The organism is Sphingomonas ginkgonis, from assembly GCF_003970925.1.
GTDB classification, from domain to species: domain Bacteria; phylum Pseudomonadota; class Alphaproteobacteria; order Sphingomonadales; family Sphingomonadaceae; genus Sphingomicrobium; species Sphingomicrobium ginkgonis.
The window spans coordinates 585453-599674 of the sequence record NZ_RWJF01000001.1 but is presented as its reverse complement, the minus strand read 5'-3'; the positions used below and the strand labels follow the sequence as shown (position 1 = coordinate 599674).

Annotated in this window: 16 protein-coding genes; 7 read left to right on the top strand and 9 right to left on the bottom strand. The window is 68.8% G+C overall.

Annotated features, from left to right (window positions below):
- Positions 1 to 362 precede the first annotated feature (362 nt).
- A complete protein-coding gene (locus HMF7854_RS02965) occupies positions 363 to 707 on the top strand; it encodes a hypothetical protein (RefSeq protein WP_126717738.1) in 345 nt (114 codons plus the stop codon).
- A gap of 10 nt (positions 708 to 717) precedes the next feature.
- On the opposite strand, the gene HMF7854_RS02960 is transcribed toward HMF7854_RS02965, so the two are convergent.
- Positions 718 to 918: a DUF2093 domain-containing protein gene (locus tag HMF7854_RS02960; RefSeq protein WP_126717737.1), complete on the bottom strand. Its 201-nt coding sequence runs from the start codon at positions 916 to 918 to the stop codon at positions 718 to 720.
- A 4-nt stretch (positions 919 to 922) separates the two neighbouring features.
- A complete protein-coding gene (gene xseA / locus HMF7854_RS02955) occupies positions 923 to 2329 on the bottom strand; it encodes an exodeoxyribonuclease VII large subunit (protein ID WP_126717736.1) in 1407 nt (468 codons plus the stop codon).
- Between xseA and purD the strand changes: the two genes are divergently transcribed.
- The 3 genes from purD (at position 2328) to HMF7854_RS02940 (ending at position 4555) form a co-directional block, all read left to right on the top strand.
- Complete coding sequence (purD, locus tag HMF7854_RS02950; RefSeq protein ID WP_126717735.1) at positions 2328 to 3590, top strand: phosphoribosylamine--glycine ligase; 1263 nt, start codon at positions 2328 to 2330, stop codon at positions 3588 to 3590. The two genes, xseA and purD, sit on opposite strands and share 2 nt — an antisense overlap.
- The gene (locus tag HMF7854_RS02945) at positions 3587 to 3919 is read left to right on the top strand and encodes a hypothetical protein (RefSeq protein ID WP_126717734.1); all 333 of its coding nucleotides are present in this window, start codon (positions 3587 to 3589) and stop codon (positions 3917 to 3919) included. Before purD ends, HMF7854_RS02945 begins: the two co-directional genes overlap by 4 nt.
- Positions 3920 to 4018: 99 nt before the next feature.
- A complete protein-coding gene (locus tag HMF7854_RS02940) occupies positions 4019 to 4555 on the top strand; it encodes a hypothetical protein (RefSeq protein ID WP_126717733.1) in 537 nt (178 codons plus the stop codon).
- A gap of 33 nt (positions 4556 to 4588) precedes the next feature.
- On the opposite strand, the gene HMF7854_RS02935 is transcribed toward HMF7854_RS02940, so the two are convergent.
- The 3 genes from HMF7854_RS02935 to HMF7854_RS02925 form a co-directional block, all read right to left on the bottom strand.
- A complete protein-coding gene (locus HMF7854_RS02935) occupies positions 4589 to 5926 on the bottom strand; it encodes a hemolysin family protein (protein ID WP_126717732.1) in 1338 nt (445 codons plus the stop codon).
- A gap of 46 nt (positions 5927 to 5972) precedes the next feature.
- Positions 5973 to 6401, bottom strand: a complete 429-nt coding sequence (locus HMF7854_RS02930; RefSeq protein WP_239016810.1) for a nucleoside deaminase — start codon at positions 6399 to 6401, stop codon at positions 5973 to 5975.
- Positions 6402 to 6462: 61 nt separating this feature from the next.
- A complete protein-coding gene (locus HMF7854_RS02925) occupies positions 6463 to 6768 on the bottom strand; it encodes a hypothetical protein (RefSeq protein WP_126717730.1) in 306 nt (101 codons plus the stop codon).
- 152 nt (positions 6769 to 6920) lie between these two features.
- On the opposite strand from HMF7854_RS02925, the gene rpmB reads away from it, so the two are divergent.
- On the top strand, positions 6921 to 7205 hold the full coding sequence (gene rpmB, locus HMF7854_RS02920) for a 50S ribosomal protein L28 (protein WP_126717729.1): 285 nt from the start codon (positions 6921 to 6923) through the stop codon (positions 7203 to 7205).
- Between the two features lie 18 nt (positions 7206 to 7223).
- Here the strand turns inward: rpmB and HMF7854_RS02915 are convergent, their stop codons facing one another.
- On the bottom strand, positions 7224 to 8165 hold the full coding sequence (locus HMF7854_RS02915) for an esterase-like activity of phytase family protein (protein WP_126717728.1): 942 nt from the start codon (positions 8163 to 8165) through the stop codon (positions 7224 to 7226).
- Between the two features lie 172 nt (positions 8166 to 8337).
- Entirely contained in the window at positions 8338 to 10155 is a 1818-nt protein-coding gene (gene cobT / locus HMF7854_RS02910) for a cobaltochelatase subunit CobT (protein WP_126720032.1), read from the bottom strand.
- 216 nt (positions 10156 to 10371) lie between these two features.
- Here cobT and HMF7854_RS02905 point away from each other — a divergent pair, with 216 nt between their 5' ends.
- The gene (locus tag HMF7854_RS02905) at positions 10372 to 11976 is read left to right on the top strand and encodes a M10 family metallopeptidase C-terminal domain-containing protein (RefSeq protein WP_126717727.1); all 1605 of its coding nucleotides are present in this window, start codon (positions 10372 to 10374) and stop codon (positions 11974 to 11976) included.
- A 54-nt stretch (positions 11977 to 12030) separates the two neighbouring features.
- Here HMF7854_RS02905 and cobS read toward each other — a convergent pair whose 3' ends face one another.
- On the bottom strand, positions 12031 to 13035 hold the full coding sequence (gene cobS, locus HMF7854_RS02900; protein ID WP_126717726.1) for a cobaltochelatase subunit CobS: 1005 nt from the start codon (positions 13033 to 13035) through the stop codon (positions 12031 to 12033).
- Positions 13036 to 13044: 9 nt separating this feature from the next.
- Positions 13045 to 13722, bottom strand: coding sequence for a winged helix-turn-helix transcriptional regulator (locus HMF7854_RS02895; protein ID WP_126717725.1), 678 nt, complete (start codon positions 13720 to 13722; stop codon positions 13045 to 13047).
- Between the two features lie 62 nt (positions 13723 to 13784).
- Between HMF7854_RS02895 and HMF7854_RS02890 the strand changes: the two genes are divergently transcribed.
- A complete protein-coding gene (locus HMF7854_RS02890) occupies positions 13785 to 14222 on the top strand; it encodes a VOC family protein (protein WP_126717724.1) in 438 nt (145 codons plus the stop codon).

Sequence of the window (14222 nt, the reverse complement as noted above, 5' to 3'; positions counted from 1 at the left end):
CGCGCAGCAATGGGACTTGCTGTACAGGGGCGCTGAATAGAAGAAGGGTGAAGCGGCTGGCAACGCGTCTCCCCCCGATCGCACCATCTTGCTGCAGCGATGTCACCTATTTGCAACAGCAATCTTCTTGCCCGCGATCAAGGGGAGCGCCATCAAGCGGTGACTGGGAAGGCTGGAGGCGGGGAATGCGGAACGGGATATTGGCTGCGGTTGCGGGAACCCTGTTGCTCGCCGGTTCGGCGACGGCGCGATCGCGGAATGATCCGGATCGTCCCCCCGCGGCGCTGGCCCGGCTGCTCGCCTGCCGCTCGGTTACCGACACGGCGGCTCGCCTCGCATGCTATGACACCGAAACTTCGGCGATGTCCGCGGCCGTAGCCAAGAAGGACGTCGTGGTGATCGACCGCGAGGGCATCCGCGAGGTCAACCGGAAAGGGTTCGGCTTCGCCGGGCTCAACCTGCCCTTCTTCGGCGGGGAAGACGTCAAGCAGATCGACGGCAAGGTCGCGGCGGTCTCGTCCAACCGCGACGGCGGCTATGTGCTGCTGCTGGAGGACGGCGCCACCTGGAGCCAGAACGATGCCAACAACAGCATCGTGATGAGCCCGCGTCGGGGAGACAAGGTGGTGATCAAGCGCGGGGCGCTCGGAAGCTACTACGTCAGCGTGGCCGGGCAGCCGGGAGTGAAGTTCCTCCGTACCCGCTGATGGTGGACGATCAGCCCCGCCGTTCGGCTTCCTGGCTCGCGGCGGCGTCGGCGTATGCTTCCTGGCGGGCGACACTCCAGTAGCGCAGCTGCTCCAGCGGGATGACCGCGCCCGTGATGGCGCAGCGCACATGGTCGCCGTCGGACAGCAGCCGGAAGGTGCCCGGCAGATAGTGGATCTTGGCCTCGCGGCCACGCCCGCTCATCAACATCGTCTCACTCGTCTCCGCCGTCGAACAGTCCGGGCTGGGGCTGGACATAGGTGGCGCCCCGCTTCCGCTCAACCCGTCGCGGCGGCGGCGCTGAGGCTGCTTCGGCCGAACCGTCGACCGTCGCCTCGACCAAGCCGTCGCCGAACCGCAGCGCAAGCGCGCCGGCCGCCCGCGCGTCTTCGGCCTGGGTCAGGGTCCGGCCGTCGCGGTCGGTGACGCGGACGAACCCGCGCGACAGCGGCCGCTCGGGATGCACCAGGCCCGCCATCTTCCAGGTGGCGGCGAGGCGGTCCGACAGGCGCGCCAGCTTGTTGTCGACCAGCTCGCGGCGAAGCCGGCCAGCGACCAGGTTCATGTCCGCCCGCGCATGCCCCGCGCGTGCGCCAAGCGCCCGCGGCAGCCGGTCGCCAAGCTCGTCGAACTGCTGGCGAGGGGACGCCAGCAGGGCCGCAGGCTCGGGAAAGCGGCAGGCGGTGAGCGCCAGCCGCTCGCGCGCCAGCTCCGACCGGCGGGTCAGACAGCGCTTCTTGCGCGCGGCCAGTTCGTCGAGGTGCGCAAGGAGGTCGGCCCGGACAGGAACGGCGTGCTCAGCGGCGGCTGTCGGCGTCGGCGCGCGCAGGTCCGAGGCGAAGTCGATCAGGGTGGTATCGGTCTCGTGTCCCACCGCGCTGATCAGCGGGATTGGGCACTCTGCCGCGGCGCGCACCACTTCCTCCTCGTTGAAGGCCCAGAGATCTTCGATCGATCCGCCGCCGCGCGCGACGATCAACAGGTCGGGACGAGGCTCCAGCGCCGGGAAGCCGCGGATGGCGGCAGCTACCTTCGCAGCCGATCCCTCCCCCTGCACCGGCACCGGCCACAGGATCACCCGCGTCGGGCAGCGGTCGGCCAGCCGGTGCAGGATGTCGCGGATGACCGCGCCGGTCGGGCTGGTCACCACGCCGATTACCTTCGGCAGGAACGGCAGCGGGCGCTTGCGTCCGGCGTCGAACAGCCCCTCCGCTGCCAGCGCCTTGCGCCGCCGTTCGAGCAGCGCCATCAGCGCCCCCTCTCCGGCCAGCTCCATGCGCTCGACGACGATCTGGTACTTGGATCGGCCGGGATAGGTGGTGAGCTTGCCGGTTGCGATCACCTCCGCCCCGTCTTCCGGGCGGAACGCCAGCGCCCCCGCGCCCGACCGCCAGATCACCGCGTCGAGACAGGCATTGTCGTCCTTCAGCGTGAAATAGCAGTGGCCCGAGCTGTGCCGCTTGAAGCCGGAGATCTCGCCACGCACCCGAACATGGCTGAACGCGCTCTCGACCGACCGCTTGAGCGCGCCAGCCAGCTCGGAGACGCTGAGCGAGGGCGCGTTGTCGCCCTGCCGCGCCTCGGCTAACAGGCCGGCGCTGTCACTGTCGGGGAAGGCCATGAATATCCTGCTCTTGGGGTCGGGCGGGCGCGAGGATGCGCTGGCGTGGCGGCTGAGACAATCGCCGAGTTGCGAGACGCTGCTCGCCGCGCCCGGCAATCCCGGCATAGCACGCTGGGCCGATTGCGTCGCCATCGATCCGACCGACCGCGAGGCCGTCGTGGCGCTGGCGAGGGCGCACGAGATCGGCCTGGTCGTGGTCGGTCCCGAGGCGCCGCTGGTGGCCGGGGTGGCCGATGCCTGCCGCACCGCCGGCATCCCGGTCTTCGGTCCGTCAGCCGCGGCCGCCGCGCTCGAGGGCAGCAAGGGCTTCACCAAGGACCTCTGCCGGCGCGAGGCGATTCCGACCGCCGACTATGTCCGCGTCGAAGGAGTGGACGAAGCGCTCCACGCGCTCCACCGCTTCTCACTCCCCGTCGTGATCAAGGCCGATGGTCTCGCCGCGGGCAAGGGTGTCACGGTCGCCGCGACCCGCGCCGAAGCCGAGCAGGCGGTGCGCGAGGCCGAGGGCGGACCTCTGGTGATCGAGGAGTTCCTCGACGGCGAGGAGGCGAGCCTGTTTGCGCTGTGCGACGGCGAAACCGTCGTGGCGCTCGCCAGCGCGCAGGATCACAAGCGGGTCGGCGAGGGCGACACCGGGCCCAACACGGGTGGCATGGGCGCCTACTCCCCCGCGCCGGTCCTCTCGCCCGAGCTGGAGGTCCGCGCGATGCAGGAAATCGTCGAACCGACCGTACGCGCCATGGCCGCCGCGGGAACGCCGTTCAGCGGCGTGCTTTACGCAGGTCTGATGCTGACCGCTGGCGGCCCCAAGCTGATCGAATACAACGTCCGGTTCGGCGATCCGGAATGTGAGGCGATCATGCCGCGGCTGGAGGGCGACGTCGCCGAACTGCTGCTCGCGGTGGCGACCGGACGTCTCGCGGACGCGCAGCCGGTCACCCTGAGCGACGAGGTGACGATGACGGTGGTGATGGCGGCGGACGGCTATCCCGGCACGCCCCGCAGGGGCAGTCCCATCGACGGCATCGACACGGCCGAGCAGGTACCCGGCGTGACGGTGTTCCACGCCGGCACCGCCCGCCACGGCTCCGGCGCGCTGCTGTCTGCCGGGGGCCGGGTACTGGCGGTGACCGCCCGCGCGGACACGCTCGCCAATGCCAAGGCCCGCGCCTATCGGGCGATCGACCAGATCGACTTTCCGGATGGCTTCTGCCGCCGCGACATCGGCTGGCGCGAGCTGGCGAGGGCCGAGGCATGACGCACCGCTCGCGCACCCTCTGGCTCGGCGCCGCCGGGACCGTGGCGGTGACCCTCCTCTATCATCTGGCGATCGGCGGCGAACGGGTCGCGCACGACCTCGAGGCCCGCGCCGCCGCCGAGCTCAAGGCGAACGAGATGCCGGTGGTTCACGCGGGAATCCGCCGCTCGCCGCTGCGGCGCGAACTGGTGCTGTCCGGCCCGGCCGACGACTTCCAGCGTGGCGAGCTGGTCCGGATCATGAACCTGATCCCCGGCGTCGCCGCCACGAGCTGGGATCCCCGCTCTGTTCCCGTCGAGGAGGGTCGCACCGATGCCGCTGTTCGTTGAAGCCTGCGGGCTCGGGCTGGTCGGCTACGGCGCCGGCCTGTTCATCGCCTGGCTCGCTGCCTATCACCGCCGCACGTACGATTATCGAGGAACCGAAGAATGAGCGAACTGCTGTCGACCTACTGGCCGATCATCCTGATCTGCGTCGCGATCGGCGTGATCGTGGGAATGATCGCCTTCCGGCCCCGCCAGAAGGTTGAGCTGACCGACAGCGCGCCGACGCGCCCGCACATGCAGCAGGTCGCCCGCGAGACGCCGCCACCCGCGGCACCGACCATGACCCGGACCGCTCACGAAGGCCGTGGCATCGCCGACGAGATGGCGGCGGCGACGAGCGACATCGCCGGCGACTTCGTCGGCGCGCGGGTCCACGACAACCTGCCCAACGCCGACGGCCCGCCAGACGATCTGCAGCGGATGAAGGGTGTCGGCCCCAAGCTCGCCGCCATGCTCAATGACAAGGGTCTGACCCGCTTCGCGCAGATCGCCGCGCTGACGCCGGACCAGCTGGAAAACCTCGATGCCGAGCTGGGCGCGTTCCGCGGCCGGCTCACCCGCGACCAGATTCCGCAGCAGGCCGACTATCTCTCGCGCGGCGACCAGGACGGCTTCGAGGCCCGCTTCGGCAAACTTTAAGGCGGCAGTCCTTGGCCGGCGCCGCGACCCGGCCTAGGCTTCCGCCGGTTCCTGCTCCACCGCGCGGCGACGCACCGGCGCCGCGATCAGCTTGTCGATCTTGCGCCCATCCATGTCGACGATCTCGAAGCTCCACCCGTCGTGGGCGAAGCGCTCGCCCGTCTCGGGGATGCGCTTCAGGACCGACAGGGCGAAGCCGGCAACGGTGGTGAAGTCGCGGTCCTCGTCCATGCGGATACCGAGCCGGTCGCGGAGCAGGTCGGCGTTGGCGGCGCCGGAAACGAGATAGCTGCCGTCCTCGCGCTCGACGAGCGGCGGGTCCTCGTCCTCGACGTCGCTGGCGAAGGCGCCCGCGAGCGCCGCCAGGATCGACCCCGGCGTGACGATCCCGTCGAGATGGCCATACTCGTCATGGACCAGGGCCAGCGGCACCTCGGCCTGGCGCAGCACAGCGAGCGCATCCATGGCGTCCATCAGGTCGGGAATGACCGGCGCCGAGCGCGCCAGCGCCCGCAGGTTGATCTCGCGCCCTTCGAACTCGGCGAGCAGCAGGTCGCGCAGCTGGACTACCCCGACGATCTTGTCGACCGAGCCTTCGGCCACCGGCAACCGGCTGTGCGGCGTGTCGGCGATCGCCGCGCGGACGTCATCGGCGGAAGCATCGACGTCCACCCAGTCGACGTCGGTGCGCGGGGTCATGACCTCCCGCACCGGGCGGTCGGCCAGCCGGACGATGCCGGAGATGATCGCCCGCTCGCTTTCCTCGAGCACGCCCGCGCTCTGCGCTTCGGCGACCACCAGGTGAAGCTCCTCGGCGGTGACCTGGTTCTGCGATTCGCGGTTGAGCCCGAGCAGCCGGAACACCAGCCCGCTGGTCCGGTCGAGCACCCAGACGAACGGCGCGGTGATCTTCGACAGCCACAGCATGGGGCGGGCCATCACCGCCGCGATCGGCTCTGGGCTGCGCAGCGCGAACTGCTTGGGCACCAGCTCGCCGACGACGAGACTGAGGTAGGTGGTGACCACGATCACCAGCCCGAACCCCAGCTTGTGCGCCAGCTCGGTGTCGATCCCGAGCAGCTGGAGCCGCTGCGACACCGGCTCGCCGAGCGTCGAGCCGGAATAGGCGCCGGCGAGAATCCCGATCAGCGTGATCCCGGTCTGCACGGTCGAGAGGAACCGACCGGGATCGGACGCAAGCGTGATCGCGCAGGCGGCGCCGGTGCTCCCATTGTTGGCCATCGCCTTCAGCCGCGCCTCGCGCGCGGAGACGATCGCCAACTCGCTCATCGACAGCACGCCGTTAAGCGCGACGAGCGCGACGATCAGCGCGAGGTCGAGCCAGGGAAATGGGAGGAGGTGCGCGCTCATGGGCGTGATCGATGCTCTTTGGCCTGTCTTGTGCCTTGCCGCAAGTTCAGCGGCGCGCGGCGAAGAAGGCGCGCAGCTGCGCGGCCGCTTCCTCCTCGCCGATGCCCGACAGCACGTCGGGCCGATGATGGCAGGTCGGCTGCGCGTAGAGCCGTGGCCCGTGCAGCACGGCGCCGCCCTTGGGGTCCTCGGCGGCGAAGCGAAGCGCCTCGACCCGCGCCAGCCCGATCGCCGCCGCGCACATCGCACAGGGCTCGAGCGTCACCCACAATGTGCAGTCGTCGAGCCGCGACGTGCCCAGCGTCGCTGCGGCTCGGCGAAGCGCGACGATCTCCGCATGGGCGGTCGGGTCGCTGCCCTCGCGCATGGCGTTTCGGGCTTCCGCGATCATCTCGCCGCCGCGGGTGATCACCGCGCCGACCGGCACTTCGCCGCAATCCGCTGCCTCGTCCGCCAGCGCGAGCGCGCGGCGCATCGGTCCAGGAAGCGGAAAAGCCATGGCGAGCCGCCTAGAACAAGGCGGCCGCCGTGGCGAATCACTGCGCGTTGGTGGTCGTGGTGGTGGTCGTCGACGTGGTCGCGCCGTTGCCGGCCGGCTGGCCGCCACGCTCGACCGTTAGGGCCGGCACCTTCACCGTCGCCGGCTTGCTGCCGATCACCACCTTGCCGGTCTCGACGTCGAACGCCGGGGTCTGACCGCCGCGGGTTGTCACCGACGTGCCGTTCGAACTGACCGACGGAAGCTGGGCGGGGCGGGTCTGCTGGAGGTGCAGAAGCCCCGTCGCGAACAGGCCGATCAGGATCAGGATGGCCAGGATCAGGATAAACAGGATGGCGCGCACGAACGCTGCTCCTCTATGGTTCTCGTTTCCCAAGCCAACGCGCCGTTTTCGGGCCGGTTGCACGGCTCCCCGGTTGACCTTCGGAGCGGGCCCGGCTAGGGGCCGGCGCTTTCCGGGCGCATGCGCCCTCAACCGAAACCAGGATTGAAGCGATGCCGCGCGTTTGCGAGCTGACCGGCAAGGGCCGGCAGGTGGGTAACAATGTTTCCCACGCCAACAACAAGACCAAGCGGACCTTCCTGCCCAACCTGCAGAACGTCACGCTGATCAGCGACACGCTGGGCGAAGGCGTCAAGCTGCGCGTTTCGACCCACGGCCTGCGTTCGGTCGAGCATGTCGGCGGCCTCGACAATTGGCTGCTTAAGACCAGCGACGAGAAGCTGTCGCTACGCGTGCGCCGCCTGAAGCGCGAGATCGTCAAGAAGACCGCCGCTTAAGCGAGCCGCCGGGGCAGTTCACCGGCGGGTTGGCCGCGGCCGGACTTCCGGTGCCGGCGCGAGCCGGAGCGCGATCAGCAGCGTCCGCCGCCAGCGGAAGGCGTCATTGTCGCTGATCAGCCAGAGCCGCGCCGCCCCCTGCGGCAGCGGCTCTGCTGCGATTCCCTCATAATTGTCGAACGGGCCTCCCGGCAGCACGGCAAACCGCCGCACTCGCCACCCCGCCCCGTCCGGGACCAGCCAGCCCAGCGCATTGTCGAAGCCCCGTGGGGTCAGGCGCCGGAGGATCACCACGATTCGGCCATCGGGCAGCCGGGTCGAATCCGAGATCAGATAGCCGCCGCTGCCTTGCAACCGCGCGCGCGTCACCTTCGAGCCCACGATCGTCAGCACTTCGGTCGCGTCCTCGCTGATCGCGGTCAGCCGTCCGGGCTCGGCGAGCAGCGCCTCGATCCCGCGGTTCTTGGACCACCCGGTTTTCAGCAGTCGCAACCGCCAGCGCTGCGTCCAATTCCGGTCGTAGAACGCGACCGCGTGGCGGTTCTCGAACCCGACCCACCAGCCACGGCCGTCCGGGTCGCGGACCAGCGCCTCGCTGTCGCGGTCGCGCTTGGCCGCCGGATCGCCGTCGACCAGATCCAGCGAGTGGACGACGGCCGGGCCCGTCTGACCCGGCCGGGGAAGGCTGGTGAGGACCCCGAAGTCCGACTGCGCCAGCAGGCGTCCGCCGTCGAGCACGAGCGCCGATTCGCCGCCCCAGCGCCGATCGTCCACCTTCACCGACCAGGCGCCGAGCAGCGCCACCTCGTTCCCGCGGTCGGCGGTCAGATGGACCGCGCGGAACCGCACCGCCGCGGCATGATCGGGGCCGCGCGGATCCGCGACCGGGTCGGCGACCGCCAGCCAGTAGAAGCCGAGAACGGCCGCGCCAGCGACGGTAGCAAAGAATTTCCTTAACAAATTCCGCGACTTGCGTTCAGGTGGGGTCAATGACGAATCGGTCATACCCGGTTTGTCGGACGGGCTTTCCCCTGTCGCCCGTCCACTCAGAAACCCTCGCGTCGCGTAACGAGGGGGGCCCGGCACCGGTAACAGTGCCGGGCCCACTGTTTTCTGGGCCGCCGGTTCGGCCTCACTGCGCTTCGAACAGCCCGGCGAGCTGCCCGATCAGGGTTCCCCCTAGCGCCTCGGCGTCCATGATCGTGACCGCACGATTGTAGTAGCGCGTCACGTCGTGGCCGATGCCGATCGCGCTGAGCTCGATCGGGGTGCGGTTCTCGATCCAGCCGATCACCTCGCGCAGATGCTTCTCGAGGTAGGAGCCGCCGTTGGCGCTCGCCGTCGAATCGTCGACCGGCGCGCCGTCCGAGATGATCATCAGGATGCGCCGGTCTTCCGAACGGGCGAGCAGCCGCTGCGCCGCCCACAGCAGCGCCTCGCCATCGATATTTTCCTTGAGCAGCCCCTCGCGCATCATCAGCCCGAGATTGCGCCGGGCATGGCGATAGGGCTCGTCGGCACGCTTGTAGACGATATGGCGAAGGTCATTGAGGCGCCCTGGATTGGGCGGCCGGCCCTCGCTCAGCCATGCCTCGCGGCTCTGCCCGCCCTTCCACGCCCGGGTGGTGAAGCCGAGGATCTCGGTCGCCACCCCGCAACGCTCGAGCGTCCGGGCGAGGATGTCGGCGCTGATCGCCGCGATCGAGATCGGGCGCCCGCGCATCGATCCGGAATTGTCGATCAGCAGGGTGACGACCGTGTCGCGGAACTCGGTGTCGCGCTCGACCTTGTAGCTCAGCGAGTGCCCCGGGGAGACCACCACCCGGGCCAGCCGCGCGGCGTCGAGCAGCCCTTCCTCCTGGTCGAAGTCCCAGCTGCGCGCCTGCTTGGCCATCAGCCGCCGCTGCAGCCGATTGGCGAGCCGCGTCACCACGCCCTGCAAGCTCGCCATCTGCTGGTCGAGATAGGTCCGGAGGCGCGCCAGCTCGTCCTCGTCGCACAGGTCCTCGGCCTCGACCACCTCGTCGAAGCGGGTCGTCCAGGCGCGATAGTCGCCGGTCAGCTCGGGCTCGTGCGAGCGGCGATTGGAGCGTGGGGCGGCGCTCTCGTCGCCGTCCTCGCCCATCTCGCTGTCGTCGCCGTCGAGCTCCTCCGCCTCATAGTCGAGCTGCTCCTCGCTCTCGCCGCGCTCGGGCTCGCCGCGGATCTCGGGCTGCGCCGAGGACGCGCTGTCGTCGCTCTCGTCCTGCGCCTGCTCGTCCTGCCCCTCGTCCTGCTGGTCTTCCTCGCCGCCCTGCTCGGGCGTCTCCTCGGCCGGCTCGTCGGCGTCGACCAGTTCGAGGTCCTGCAACAGCTGGCGCGAGAGCTGGGCGAAGGCCGACTGGTCGTCGAGCGTCAGCGCCAGCGCGTCCAGGTCGGTGCCGGCGCGCTCCTCGATCCATGGCCGGACGTGCGCCAGACCGGCGCTGGCCGCCTCGGGTGCCGAGTCGCCGGTCAGCCGCTCGCGCGCGATGAGCCCGATCGCGGTCGCCAGCGGCACTTCCTCCGCGCTTCGGGCCCGCGTGATCGCGTCGCCGCGCACCCGCGCCTCGGCGAGCTGCGCGAGATTGGCGCGAACCCCGCCCATCGACCGTGCCCCGAGCGCTTCGACCCGCGCCGTTTCGAGCGCATCGAACACCGCCCGGGCCTCGGGGTCGGCGGGCGCGCCTCGGCGGTGCACCGCCGCGTCGTGATGCCGAAGGCGGAGCGCCGTCGCGTCCGCCGCACCGCGCGCCTCCGCTACCAGCCGCGGCTGCAGCCCCGGCCCGGGTGACGCGACTCGCGCCGTCTTCCCCGACGCGGGCGCAGTCTCGGAGGCGAACACCACCTCGACCTCGGCATCCCGCGCGATCGCGCGGGCGGCGCCGGTCAGCACCCGGCGGAAGGCGTCGAGAGGCTCCGGCTTGCTCATCATCAGGCTCTTACGGAGAACGCCGACGCCGCGCAAAGGTCCCTGCTAACTTCTCGCCATAACCATCTTTTGACAAATGCCGCCGGCGGTTGCAGCCTTGTTCCTGTGTCTCGGAGGGGTGTGGGATCCTTCCGGTACCGCCACCCTTCCGGTTCGGCTCGGCGGACCATTACCGAAGGACCTACTGACCAATAATCCTGAGGGAGGATTTGCGCGATGTTGCCCAAGCGTCCGATGATGGGGATCGATGACAGTCTGACATCGACCCATGACTTCAATCTCGACCAGTTCCCCGGCGCCACGTACCGCGGCAAGCCGGTGGCGACGCTCAACCAGGTCATCGATCACATCGATGCCGGGCCGGAGCTCAAGGCGTCCAACGGGGTGATCACCTACACCTTCCTGACGCTCGATCATCTCGTCGGCATGTACAACAACAAGAACTTCGGCTTCACCGCCGGCTTCGGTCTGTCGTCCTACTCGTCCGCGCAGCAGGATGCGGCGCGCGCCTCGGTGCAGCTGTGGGACGATCTGATCCCGCAGAGCTTCAAGGAGGTGAACGGCCTCGGCGCCGACATCGTCTTCGCCAACTCGCTCGATCCGGCTCAGGCCTATGCCTATTATCCGGGTCACCAGGGCTGGAAGTTTCAGAGCGACGTGTTCACCGCCGACCCCAACAATGCGGCGGCCGGCAACTGGACGAACAAATGGTTCAGCTACGGCGGCTACGGCACCACCACGCTGGTCCACGAGCTCGGACACACGCTCGGCCTCTCGCACCCTGGTGCCTACAATTACGATCCGAACCTGGACCTGACCTATGCCAACTACGCCGAGTACGCGCAGGACAGCATGCAGTACACGATCATGTCCTACTGGGGGTCGAACAACACCGGGGCCCGGACGATCAATTGGTCGTCGTTCCTCAACGATTATCCGCAGACGCCGCTGGTCCACGACATCCTGACGATCCAGTCGAAATACGGCGCGGATCCGACCACCCGCGCGGGCGACACCATCTACGGGTTCCACGCCAACGCGGGCAACGACGTATTCGACTTTACCCACAACCCCTTCCCGTATCTCGCCGTCTACGACGCGGCCGGGCATGACACGATCGACCTGTCGGGCTTCACCGTCTCGCAGTTCATCGACCTGCATCCGGGCTCGTTCAGCTCGATCGGCGGGGCCATCCCGACCTTGGCGGCGATCAACGCCACCCGGGCCGAACTCACCACCCTGTCGGGCGAGACCTTCGCGCCGGTCAGCCAGGCCCAGGTCAATGCCACCGGCGCTTCCTTCATGAACGCCAACGCCAACAGCATCGCGGCCGACACCGGCGTCACGGGGATCAAGACGACCGAGTACCAGAACTTCGCGATTGCGTACGGCACCCACATCGAGGACGCGATCGGCGGCTCCGCGCGCGATCTCATCTTCGGCAACGACGATGCCAACCGGCTTTACGGCATGGCGGGCGATGACGTCCTCCGCGGCTTCGGCGGGGACGACCTGCTGGTCGGCGGACTGGGCAAGGACACGCTAACGGGCGGCGCCGGTCACGACACCTTCCTGTTCGACAAGGCGGAGATCGGCGATCTCATCACCGACCTGACGCAGGACGACCGGATCGACCTCAGCGGCCTCGGCAACAACCTGCACTACATCGCCTCGTCGGGCTTCACCGGGCATGCCGGCGAGGTCAACTACATCAACGGCACGCTGTCGGCCGACCTTAACGGCGACTCCGTCGCCGACTTCGCGGTCGTGCTTCAGGGCGCGCCGTCGCTGCAGCCCGACCAACTCGTGCTGCACATCTGACGAGCCGCTGAAGAAGGATCCCGCCGGCCCCGGGCGCCGGCGGGATTTTTCGTGTCAGGCGCGGGCGGCGATGCTCTCGGGCAGGTCGCTTGCGAACACCCTCTGGTACATCTCGGCGATCAGCGGCCGCTCCGCCTCGTCGCACTTGTTGAGGAAGCTGACCCGGAAGGCGAATCCGACGTCCCCGAAGATCAGCGCGTTCTGCGCCCAGCTGATCACCGTCCGCGGGCTCATCACGGTCGAAATGTCGCCGTTGATGAAGGCCTGGCGCGACAGGTCGGCGACCTTGATCATCTTCTCGACCGTCTGTCGCCCGTCCGCCTTGTCATACTCGCCCGACTTGGCGAGCACGATCTGCGCTTCGACCTGCGCGGGCAGGTAGTTCAGCGTGGTGACGATGTTCCAGCGGTCCATCTGGCCCTGGTTGATCGCCTGGGTGCCATGGTAGAGCCCGGTCGTGTCGCCCAACCCGATCGTGTTGGTCGTCGCGAACAGCCGGAAGAAGGGATTGGGCCGGATCACCCGGTTCTGGTCGAGCAGGGTCAGCTTGCCCTCGACCTCCAGCACGCGCTGGATGACGAACATCACATCCGGCCGGCCGGCGTCATATTCGTCGAACACCAGCGCGACCGGGTGCTGCAGCGCCCACGGCAGCAGCCCCTCGCGGAACTCGGTCACCTGCTGACCGTCGCGCAGTACGATCGCGTCGCGCCCGACGAGGTCGATGCGGCTGATGTGGGCGTCGAGATTGATCCGGATGCACGGCCAGTTCAGCCGGGCCGCGACCTGCTCGATATGGGTCGACTTGCCGGTGCCGTGATAGCCCTGGACCATCACCCGGCGGTTGCGAGCAAAGCCGGCGCAGATCGCCATCGTCGTGTCGGGATCGAACACATAGGCGGGATCGAGGTCCGGCACCCGCTCGTCGGCCTCGGAGAAAGCCGGCACTTCCATGTCGCTGTCGATGCCGAACGCATCCCTGACCTTCACCAGCTTGTCGGGGCTGGCGAGCAGGGTTTCGGCGCGGCTTTCGGGACTGGCGTTGGGAAGGTCGGTCATGAATTCGCCTTAGGGAGAAGCGCTTTCCGCCTCAACCACGGCTTTGGGAGGAAGCGAGAAGAGCGACAGGAAACGCTCGACCAGCGCCTTGTCTCCCTCGACCGCTCCGTCCGGCAGCGGAGCCCCGCCATAGGCCGCCGCGGCGAGCTGTTCCGGGCTCGCCGTGACAACGGCGTCCGCCCCGGCCGGATCGTCGCGGCGCACCGGGAAGGCACCCCTGTCGAGCCGCCCGACGTAGGCGGTGTCGCCGAAGCGGAACCCGATCGTGCCGGCAAGCGCGGCCGCCTCGCCGCGGTCCATCATCGCGCGGAAGCTGATCATGATCGCCACGGGGGACAGCGGCAAAGTGGGATCGTGGCGCGGGCTTCGCGCCGCCCATCGGCCCAGTTCGGCGATCACCGGCTCCGCCTCCAGCCCCCACTCGGTCGCCGCATAGACCTGGATCGATGCGGGCGGCGGCAATTTCGAGCGACGAACCAGCCCCTTGCCCTCCAGCTCCGCGAGCCGCTGGGTCAGCACGTTGGCGCTGATCCCCGGCAGGTCGCGCTTCAGCCCGGTGAAGCGGCGGGGCCCCAGCAGCAGCTCGCGCAGGATCAGCAGCGACCAGCGTTCTCCGATCAGCTCCAGCCCATGGGCGGTCCCACAGGCGTCGTCGTAGATCCTCTTGGTTAGTTTTTCTGACTTCACGGTTGCAAAGTATAACTGCCGCAGCCATGCTTCAAGGGCGTCGAGTCGAGTGGGAGACAAAAATGCCCCGGATGATTTTCGTGAACCTGCCGGTGACGGACCTTGAGCGATCGGTCCGCTTCTACGAGGCGCTGGGGCTCCGGAAGGAGCCCAAGTTCAGCAACGATCAGGCGGCCATGATGGTGCTGAGCGACACCATTTCCGTCATGCTCCTGAGCCACGGCTTCTACTCCAATTTCACCAGCCGCCCGATCGCCGAGCCGCGCACCACCAGCCAGATGCTGCTGTGCATCTCCTGCGACAGCCCGGATGAGGTCGACCGCATCACCGAGGCCGCGGGTCGGACGGGCGGCACGGTCGATCCGGCGACGCAGGGCCAGCGGGAAGGCGCGCCGATGTACGGGCGATTGTTCGAGGATCCCGACGGGCACCAGTGGGAGCCGATGTGGATGGACCCGGATTTCGCCGCCAAGGGCGCTCACCAGACCGAGGCCGCCTGA

What these genes read in the sequence shown, in the direction of transcription:
- HMF7854_RS02965 (WP_126717738.1), top strand. Translation starts at nt 363, where the DNA reads ATGTCCGCGGCCGTAGCCAAGAAGGACGTCGTGGTGATCGACCGCGAG.
- HMF7854_RS02960 (WP_126717737.1), bottom strand. Translation starts at nt 918, where the DNA reads ATGTTGATGAGCGGGCGTGGCCGCGAGGCCAAGATCCACTATCTGCCG.
- purD (WP_126717735.1), top strand. Translation starts at nt 2,328, where the DNA reads ATGAATATCCTGCTCTTGGGGTCGGGCGGGCGCGAGGATGCGCTGGCG.
- xseA (WP_126717736.1), bottom strand. Translation starts at nt 2,329, where the DNA reads ATGGCCTTCCCCGACAGTGACAGCGCCGGCCTGTTAGCCGAGGCGCGG.
- HMF7854_RS02945 (WP_126717734.1), top strand. Translation starts at nt 3,587, where the DNA reads ATGACGCACCGCTCGCGCACCCTCTGGCTCGGCGCCGCCGGGACCGTG.
- HMF7854_RS02940 (WP_126717733.1), top strand. Translation starts at nt 4,019, where the DNA reads ATGAGCGAACTGCTGTCGACCTACTGGCCGATCATCCTGATCTGCGTC.
- HMF7854_RS02935 (WP_126717732.1), bottom strand. Translation starts at nt 5,926, where the DNA reads ATGAGCGCGCACCTCCTCCCATTTCCCTGGCTCGACCTCGCGCTGATC.
- HMF7854_RS02930 (WP_239016810.1), bottom strand. Translation starts at nt 6,401, where the DNA reads ATGCGCCGCGCGCTCGCGCTGGCGGACGAGGCAGCGGATTGCGGCGAA.
- rpmB (WP_126717729.1), top strand. Translation starts at nt 6,921, where the DNA reads ATGCCGCGCGTTTGCGAGCTGACCGGCAAGGGCCGGCAGGTGGGTAAC.
- cobT (WP_126720032.1), bottom strand. Translation starts at nt 10,155, where the DNA reads ATGAGCAAGCCGGAGCCTCTCGACGCCTTCCGCCGGGTGCTGACCGGC.
- HMF7854_RS02905 (WP_126717727.1), top strand. Translation starts at nt 10,372, where the DNA reads ATGTTGCCCAAGCGTCCGATGATGGGGATCGATGACAGTCTGACATCG.
- cobS (WP_126717726.1), bottom strand. Translation starts at nt 13,035, where the DNA reads ATGACCGACCTTCCCAACGCCAGTCCCGAAAGCCGCGCCGAAACCCTG.
- HMF7854_RS02890 (WP_126717724.1), top strand. Translation starts at nt 13,785, where the DNA reads ATGCCCCGGATGATTTTCGTGAACCTGCCGGTGACGGACCTTGAGCGA.